Source organism: Marilutibacter maris, from assembly GCF_006546735.2.
GTDB lineage: Bacteria > Pseudomonadota > Gammaproteobacteria > Xanthomonadales > Xanthomonadaceae > Marilutibacter > Marilutibacter maris.
Genome location: NZ_VICD02000111.1, coordinates 1 through 8,053 on the forward strand (window position 1 = coordinate 1; position 8,053 = coordinate 8,053).

At 69.4% G+C, this 8,053-nt stretch carries 7 protein-coding genes; all 7 read left to right on the top strand.

Annotated elements, in window-relative coordinates; genetic code table 11:
- The coding region (gene dxr, locus FKV24_RS07470; protein WP_141481931.1) for a 1-deoxy-D-xylulose-5-phosphate reductoisomerase at positions 1-803 on the top strand (803 nt) is incomplete at its 5' end.
- A gap of 76 nt (positions 804-879) precedes the next feature.
- Positions 880-2,265 carry an RIP metalloprotease RseP gene (gene rseP / locus FKV24_RS07475; RefSeq protein WP_141481932.1) on the top strand — a complete coding sequence of 462 codons (1,386 nt, stop codon included), beginning with the start codon at positions 880-882 and terminating at the stop codon, positions 2,263-2,265.
- 121 nt (positions 2,266-2,386) lie between these two features.
- On the top strand, positions 2,387-4,909 hold the full coding sequence (gene bamA, locus FKV24_RS07480; protein ID WP_141481933.1) for an outer membrane protein assembly factor BamA: 2,523 nt from the start codon (positions 2,387-2,389) through the stop codon (positions 4,907-4,909).
- Between the two features lie 52 nt (positions 4,910-4,961).
- Positions 4,962-5,975, top strand: a complete 1,014-nt coding sequence (gene lpxD, locus FKV24_RS07485) for a UDP-3-O-(3-hydroxymyristoyl)glucosamine N-acyltransferase (protein WP_141481934.1) — start codon at positions 4,962-4,964, stop codon at positions 5,973-5,975.
- A gap of 69 nt (positions 5,976-6,044) precedes the next feature.
- Positions 6,045-6,500 carry a 3-hydroxyacyl-ACP dehydratase FabZ gene (fabZ, locus tag FKV24_RS07490; RefSeq protein ID WP_141481935.1) on the top strand — a complete coding sequence of 152 codons (456 nt, stop codon included), beginning with the start codon at positions 6,045-6,047 and terminating at the stop codon, positions 6,498-6,500.
- A 2-nt stretch (positions 6,501-6,502) separates the two neighbouring features.
- Positions 6,503-7,285 (top strand): acyl-ACP--UDP-N-acetylglucosamine O-acyltransferase, encoded by a 783-nt coding sequence (gene lpxA / locus FKV24_RS07495; RefSeq protein WP_141481936.1) that lies wholly within the window; start codon positions 6,503-6,505, stop codon positions 7,283-7,285.
- A 154-nt stretch (positions 7,286-7,439) separates the two neighbouring features.
- Positions 7,440-8,053 (top strand): lipid-A-disaccharide synthase (gene lpxB, locus FKV24_RS07500; protein ID WP_249040955.1); only part of this gene is annotated, 614 nt, incomplete at its 3' end.

The window sequence follows — 8,053 nt, forward strand, 5'->3', positions numbered from 1 at the left end:
CCAACAAGGAATCGCTGGTACTGGCCGGCGAGCTGCTGATGCGCGCGGCCCACGAGGGCGGCGCCAGCATCGTGCCGATCGACAGCGAGCACAACGCGATCTTCCAGTGCCTGCCCGACGCCCATGCCCACGGCGGCCTGCGCCGGATCGTGCTGACCGCATCCGGCGGCCCGTTCCGCGGCCGCGATCGCGCCTCGCTGGCCGCGGTCACCCCCGAACAGGCCGTCGCCCACCCCAAATGGTCGATGGGCCCGAAGATCTCGGTCGACTCCGCGACCCTGATGAACAAGGGGCTGGAGGTGATCGAGGCGCATCACCTGTTCGACACGCCCGGCGAGCGCATCGACGTGCTGGTGCATCCGCAGAGCCTGGTCCACTCGCTGGTCGAGTTCGTCGACGGTTCGACCCTCGCCCAGCTCGGCCTGCCGGACATGCGCACGGCGCTGGCGGTGGGCCTGGGATGGCCGGAGCGGATCGAGTCCGGAGTGTCCGGCCTCGACCTGCTGGCCCAGGGCGGACGGCTCGATTTCGAGGCGCCGGACCTGGAGGCCTTCCCCTGCCTGCGGCTGGCGTTCGACGCCCTGGCCGCCGGCGGCACCGCTCCGGCGACCCTGAATGCTGCCAACGAGGTCGCAGTTTCAGCCTTTCTTCAGCGCCAGGTGGGTTTCCTGTCGATACCCGCCCTGGTCGAGGACACCCTGGCGGCCCACCCCGCCGCCGCAGCCGGTACCCTCGACGTGCTGGCCGAGGCCGACCGCCAGGCCCGCCGCCACGCCGAAGCCGCCATCGCCCGTTTCGCCTGACCCCACCCGACCCGCTCCGATACCGTCCCGTTCCCGATGACCGTCCCCGCCTTCCCGCAACACCAGGATGACCGCCATGGCTGAGTTCCTCGGTTCGGCCTGGTGGCTGATCGTCAGCCTGGGCGTGCTGGTGTCGATCCACGAGTACGGCCATTTCTGGGTCGCCCGCCGCTGCGGGGTCAAGGTGCTGCGCTTCTCGATCGGCTTCGGCAAGCCGCTGTGGATGCGGCGCGGCCGCGACGGCACCGAGTACGTGATCGCGGCGATCCCGCTCGGCGGCTACGTGAAGATGCTCGACGAGAACCAGCTCCCAGAGTCTCCATCGGGCCATGGCACGCTCAGCGAACAGGAGCTGGAACAGTCGTTCAATCGCAAGCCGGTCTGGAAGCGGATCGCGATCGTCGCTGCCGGCCCAGTCGCCAATCTGGCCCTGTGTGTGGCGCTGTTGTGGGGCATGTTCGTCATAGGGCGTCCCGACTACGCGCCGGTGGTCGGCCAAAGCGAGCGGATCGCCGCCGAGGCCGGCCTGCAACCGGGGGACACGGTCCTGGCGGTCGGCGATCGCGCGACTCCGACCTGGAGCGAGGTGCAGATGGCGCTGGTGCCGGCGGCGCTGGACCGTGCCGACGTGACCCTGCGGGTCGCCGACAGCGAAGGCCGCGAGCGCAGCGTCGACCTGCCCCTGGACCGCCTGCCGGAGGATTTCGACGAGCGCAATGCGGTCGGCGTGATCGGCCTGTTGCCGCGCCACCAGCAGCCCCCGGCGCTGGTCGGACAGGTCCAGCCGGAGGGCGCCGCCTGGGGCGTGCTCGCCGAGGGCGACCTGATCACCGCCATCGACGGGGTCCCGATCCGCAGCTGGAGCGACATCGGCCCGGAGGTCCAGAAGCTGGGCGAGCGCGGCGGTATCGCGATGATCGAGGTCGAGCGCGACGATGAGCGCCTGGCGCTGGAAATCCAGCCGCGCCTGACCCGCAGCGAGGACGGCCGCCAGTTCTGGGCGCTGGGCGTGATCTCGCCCAATGACGGCCGCGCGCCCAAGGACGCCCTGCTGCGCTACGGCCCGCTGCAGGCGGTCCCGGCGGCCTTCGCCGAGGCCGGCCACCAGGCCGGCCAACTGTTCGCGATGATCGGGCGGGCGTTCACCGGCCGGGTCTCGATCGAGAACACCGTCGCCGGCCCGATCACCATCGCCCGCGCCGCCAATGCCTTCGCCGGCCAGGGCCTGGCCTGGTACCTGTCGATCCTGGCCATGCTGTCGCTGAGCCTGGGCATCTTGAACCTGCTGCCGATCCCGATCTTGGACGGCGGTCACTTGCTGTATTACCTTATCGAGCTGGTCAAGGGCAGCCCGGTGAGTGAGCGCGTCATGGCCGCCGGGCAATACGTCGGCCTCGCATTGATCGCCGGGCTGATGGGTCTGGCGTTCTACAACGACATCGTGAACAACCTGGTCCCATGAACACCTGGTACGCCGATGCCGGCACCCTGACCTCCCGACGCCCGCGCTGCGGGCGTTATGCATCGCACCCGGCACCTGCGTGCCGGGCGCCGTGTAGCCGAACCACCAACCGGACGTGATGATGACGCGAACCCCGACCCGCCGCCTGCTCGCCCTTGCCCTGTCGACCGCGCTGTACCCGGCAATGGCCCTGCCCGCGATGGCACAGACGACGGCACCGTCCCTGCCGAGCCCGTTCGATCCTGCCGCCTCCTTCCCGGCCACCCCCAGTGGCTTCACCGTCAGCGACATCCGCGTCGACGGTCTGCAGCGCATCGCCGCGGGCACGGTGTTCACCTACCTGCCGGTCGAGCGCGGCGACGTGATGGACCAGGCCCAGGCCGGCGAGGCGATCCGCGCGCTCTACCGGACCGGCTTCTTCGAGGACATCACCCTGTCCCGCCAGGGCGACATCCTGGTGGTCACCGTGCGCGAACGTCCGGCGATCAACAAGCTGACCCTGACCGGCAACAAGGACATCCAGACCGAGGACCTGATGAAGGGCCTCAACGAGATCGGCCTGTCGGAGGGCAATACCTTCGACCGGCTGGCGCTGGACCGGGTGACCCAGGAGTTGACCCGCCAGTACAACAACCGCGGCAAGTACAACGTCGAGATCAAGCCGGCGGTGACCACGCTGGACCGCAACCGCGTCGACCTGACCATCGAGGTCAAGGAAGGCAAGGCCGCCAAGATCCGCCACGTCAACCTGATCGGCAACGACAGCTTCGAGCAGAAGGACATCCTGGAGACCTGGGAGTCGCGCGAGAGCAACTGGCTGAGCTGGTACCGCCGCGACGACCAGTACTCGCGCGAGAAGTTCTCCGGCGACCTCGAGAAGCTCAACTCCTGGTATCTGGACCGCGGCTACGTCGACTTCAGCATCGACTCGCCGCAGGTCTCGATCAGCGCCGACCGTCAGGACATGTACATCACCGCCGGCGTCACCGAGGGCGACAAGTACACCGTCTCCAGCGTCGAGATCACCGGCGACACCGTGCTGCCGAAGGAACAGATCCAACGGCTGGTCCTGGTCAAGCCCGAGCAGACCTTCTCCCGCCGTCTGCTGGAGGTCAGCTCCGACGCGATCACCGCCACCCTCGGCAACGTCGGCTACGCCTTCGCGCAGGTCAACACGATTCCCGACATCGACCGCGAGAACAAGACCGTCGGCGTCAATCTGCAGGTCGTCCCGGGGCCACGCGTGAACGTGCGCCAGATCGTCTTCAAGGGCAACACCCGCACCGGCGACGAGGTCCTGCGCCGCGAGATGCGCCAGTTCGAGGGCTCCTGGTATTCGCAGGCGGCGATCGACCGTTCCAAGATCCGCCTGCAGGGCCTGGGCTTCTTCGAGGAGGTCAATGTCGACACCCAGCCGGTGCCGGGCAGCGACGACCAGGTCGACGTGGTCTACAGCCTCAAGGAAACCACCTCCGGCAGCTTCGTGTTCGGACTGGGCTACTCGCAGCTCAGCGGCCTGAGCACCCAGGTGCAGGTCTCGCAGAACAACTTCCTCGGCACCGGCAACCGGATGTCGCTGCAGGCGCAGCGCAGCGACTATCTGCAGCGCTACGACTTCTCCTACGTCAATCCGTACTTCACCGACAGCGGCATGTCGCTGGGCTACAACCTGTGGTGGCGCGAGTACGACTACGGCAACTTCAATACCGCCCAGTACTCCAGCACCAACGCCGCGGCGCAGGCGGTGTTCGGCATTCCAATCACCGAGACCGGCTCGATCACCGGCCTGTTCGGCATCGACAGCAACCAGATCTTCACCTTCCGCGGCCAGACCCCGGAGTCGATCGTCGACTACATCGACGCGATCGGCCAGCGCACCTTCCACGCCTGGCGCGGCGAGATCGGCTGGTCGCGCAACACCCTCAACAACGCGCTGACCCCGACCCGCGGCACCTCGCAACGGTTGTGGCTGGAAGCGACCCTGCCCGGCTCGACGGTCGAGTTCTACAAGATCAACTACAACATCTCCAAGTACTGGCCGTTGTCGCGCTGGCTGGTGATCAACACCCGCGCCGAGCTCGGCTACGGCGACAGCTACGGCGACGCGGTCTCGCGCAACATCTGCTTCACCCCGGGCTCGTACGTGGATACCGACGGCGACGGCGACGTCGACACCTACGAGCCGGGCCCGGACCCTTCCGACCCCTGCGAGACCAACTCGACCGACTTCGTGAAGACGGTCACCGCCGACGGCCTGCCGTTCTTCGAGAACTTCTACGCCGGCGGCGTGCGCTCGGTGCGTGGTTTCCGCGACAACACCCTGGGCCCGCGCGAGGCGCCGTTCGAGGGCAGCCGCTACCTGCAGCCGGTCGGCGGCTCGGTCAAGACGGTCGGCTCGATCGAGGCGATCTTCCCGACCCTGTTCGACAGCCCGGCCGCGCGCGTCTCGGCGTTCGTCGACTTCGGCAACGTGTTCAAGGACGTCGATGCCTTCGATGCCGGCGAGCTGCGCGCCTCCACCGGCGTGGCCCTGCTGTGGCGCTCGCCGATGGGCCCGATCTCGATCAGCTACGCGTATCCGATCAAGAAGGACGACGACGACGAGCTCGAGCGCCTGCAGTTCACCTTCGGCGGCGCGTTCTGATCGCCTCCCGCCGCGTCCGCTACGTGGCGGGACCACGATGGAGGCTCCCGGGATGAACATGCCGTCGTACACCGCCGCCGCCCTGTCCGAGCGCTTCGGCCTTGGCGTGCACGGCGATGGCTCGGTCGCTGTCGAGGGCGTCGGCACGCTGGCCGCCGCCGGCGCCTCGCAGCTGGCCTTCCTGGCCAACCCCAAGTACCGCGGCCAACTCGCCGACAGCGGCGCCGGCGTGGTGGTGATGCGCGAGGCCGATGCCGAAGGCTTCGCCGGCACCGCCCTGATCGCGGCCGACCCGTATGCCGCCTTCGCCCGCATCGCCGCCCTGTTCGAGCCCCGCCCCGAGCGACCGCCGGGCGTCCACCCCTCGGCCGCCATCGACGCCACCGCCGAGGTCGCCGCCGACGCCCACATCGGTGCCTTCGTCAGCATCGGTGCGCGCAGCCGTGTCGAAGCTGGCGCGGTGGTCGGCCCGGGCTGCGTGATCGGCGAGGACTGCGTGGTCGGCGCCGGCAGCGAGCTGATCGCCCGGGTCACCCTGGTCACCCGGGTCCGCCTCGGCCATCGCGTGCGCATCCACCCCGGCGCCGTGCTCGGCGCCGACGGCTTCGGCCTGGCGATGGACAACGGCCACTGGCTGAACGTGCCCCAGCTCGGCGGCGTGGTGATCGGCGACGACTGCGAGATCGGCGCCAACACCACCATCGACCGTGGCGCGATCGAGGACACCGTGCTCGGCGAGGACGTCCGCCTCGACAACCAGATCCAGATTGGACACAACGTGACTATCGGTGCCCATACGGCCATGGCGGGTTGCTCGGCGGTCGCCGGCAGCGCGAAAATCGGCCGTTATTGCCTGATCGGCGGCGCCGCTGGCGTGCTCGGCCACCTGGAAGTCTGCGACCGCGTGGTGATCACCGCGATGAGTCTGGTCACCAGCTCGATCCGCGAGCCGGGCGAGTACTCGTCCGGCACCCCGTTGATGGACAATCGCAGTTGGCGCAGGAACGCCGCCCGCTTCAAGCAACTCGATGCGCTCGCCCGCCGCGTCCCGCGTGCGGAACCGTAGCGTCCCCTCCGGCCGGTTCGTCCCGCTCGTCCGGACAGCCGCGCCGGGACGTACCTGCAAGGAAACACGATGAGTTCGACCGTGAAGTTGCCGATTGACGTAACCGCGATCCAGGCCGTGCTGCCGCACCGCTACCCGTTCCTGCTGGTCGACCGGGTGGTCGAACTGGAACCGAACAAGCGCGTACTCGCCTACAAGAACGTCACCGTCAACGAGCCCTTCTTCAACGGCCACTTCCCCGGCCACCCGGTGATGCCCGGCGTGCTGGTGGTCGAGGCGCTGGCCCAGGCCGGCGGCCTGCTGACCCAGCTGGCCAGCGGCGGCAGCGCCGACGACCGCCTGTTCTACCTGGTCAAGATCGACAACGCCCGGTTCTCGCGGATGGTGGTGCCCGGCGACCGGCTGGAGCTGGAGGTCGTGCTCAAGCGCACCATCCGCAACATGGCCATCTACAGCGGCATCGCCCGCGTCGACGGCGAACAGGCCGCCTGCGCGGACATCGTGTGCGCCGAGGTCGCAGCCTGACGATGCAGGCGACCATCCACCCCACCGCCGTCGTCGAGCCCGGCGCACGCCTGGGCGCGGACGTGCACGTCGGCCCGTTCTGCTACATCGGCGACGGCGTGACCGTCGGCGACGGTTGCCGGTTCGGCCCCCACTGCTCGGTGATGGGGCCGACCACGATCGGCAGCCAAAACCGCTTCGTCGGCCACTGCGCGGTCGGCGGCGAGCCGCAGGACAAGAAGTTCGCCGGCGAGCAGGTCGAGCTGATCATCGGCGACCGCAACACCTTCCGCGAGTTCGTGACCCTCAACCGCGGCACCGGCAGCGGCGGCGGCGTGACCCGGATCGGCAGCGACAACTGGCTGCTCGCCTACACCCATGTCGCCCACGACTGCGTGGTCGGCGACCACTGCGTGTTCTCCAACAACGCCACCCTCGCCGGCCACGTCACCGTCGGCGATCACGTGATCCTCAGCGGCTTCGCCGGCGTGCATCAGTTCTGCCGGATCGGCGCCCACGCCTTCATCGGCATGGGCGCCTTCGTCAACGGCGACGTGCCGCCCTTCGTGATGGTCGCCCAGGACGGCTACGGCCGCCCGCGCGGCATCAACAGCGAAGGGCTCAAGCGGCGCGGCTTCGACAGCGCGCGGATCGGCGCGATCAAGCGCGCCTACCGCGCGCTGTACGTGGCCGGGTCGTCGCTGGACGAGGCGCGCGCGAAGTTGACCGAGATGGCGGGCGAGAGCGCGGACGTGCGCGCGTTGCTGGACTTCATCGACAGCGCCGAGCGGCCGCTGCTGCGCTGAGGCTCCGCACGCCTCCGCAGGAGCGGGGTACGCCGCGAGGGATTCATCGGAAGGCCCGATCGCGGCATGCGCCGCTGCTACGACCCTGACATGGACGGGTCCGTGGTCGCGGCTGTTCTATCATGCCGGCACCCGCCAAGCCGATCCGTCCGCCTTGTCCCCAGCACGCACTCCCCGGCCCACCCCACTCCGCATCGCGCTCGTCGCCGGCGAGGCCTCCGGCGACCTGCTCGGCGCCGGCCTGATCGACGCCCTGCGGCAGCGCTATCCCGACGCCGAGTTCGCCGGCATCGGCGGCGACCGCATGCGCGCGGCCGGTTTCGACGCCTGGCACGATGCCGGCGAACTGGCGGTGATGGGGCTGTCGGAGGTGCTGCGCCACCTGCCGCGGCTGTTGCGGCTTCGACGCGGGCTGCGCCGCCGGCTGCAGGCGTGGCAGCCGGACGTGTTCGTCGGCATCGACGCACCCGACTTCAATCTCGGCGTCGAACGCTGGCTCAAGCAGCGCCGCCGCGAGGACGGTGGCCCGCGCACCGTCCACTACGTCAGTCCGTCGGTGTGGGCCTGGCGCGAGAAACGCGCGGCCAAGATCGGGCGCTCGGCCGACCGGGTGCTGTGCCTGTTCCCGATGGAACCGCCGATCTACGCCCGCCACCGGGTCGACGCCCGCTTCGTCGGCCACCCGCTCGCCGACGAGATGCCGCTGCAGCCCGATCGCGCGGCCGCGCGCGACCGGCTCGGCCTGGACCCGCAGCGCCCGGTGCTGGC

What these genes read in the sequence shown, in the direction of transcription:
- lpxD (WP_141481934.1), top strand. Translation starts at nt 4,962, where the DNA reads ATGAACATGCCGTCGTACACCGCCGCCGCCCTGTCCGAGCGCTTCGGC.
- bamA (WP_141481933.1), top strand. Translation starts at nt 2,387, where the DNA reads ATGACGCGAACCCCGACCCGCCGCCTGCTCGCCCTTGCCCTGTCGACC.
- fabZ (WP_141481935.1), top strand. Translation starts at nt 6,045, where the DNA reads ATGAGTTCGACCGTGAAGTTGCCGATTGACGTAACCGCGATCCAGGCC.
- lpxA (WP_141481936.1), top strand. Translation starts at nt 6,503, where the DNA reads ATGCAGGCGACCATCCACCCCACCGCCGTCGTCGAGCCCGGCGCACGC.
- rseP (WP_141481932.1), top strand. Translation starts at nt 880, where the DNA reads ATGGCTGAGTTCCTCGGTTCGGCCTGGTGGCTGATCGTCAGCCTGGGC.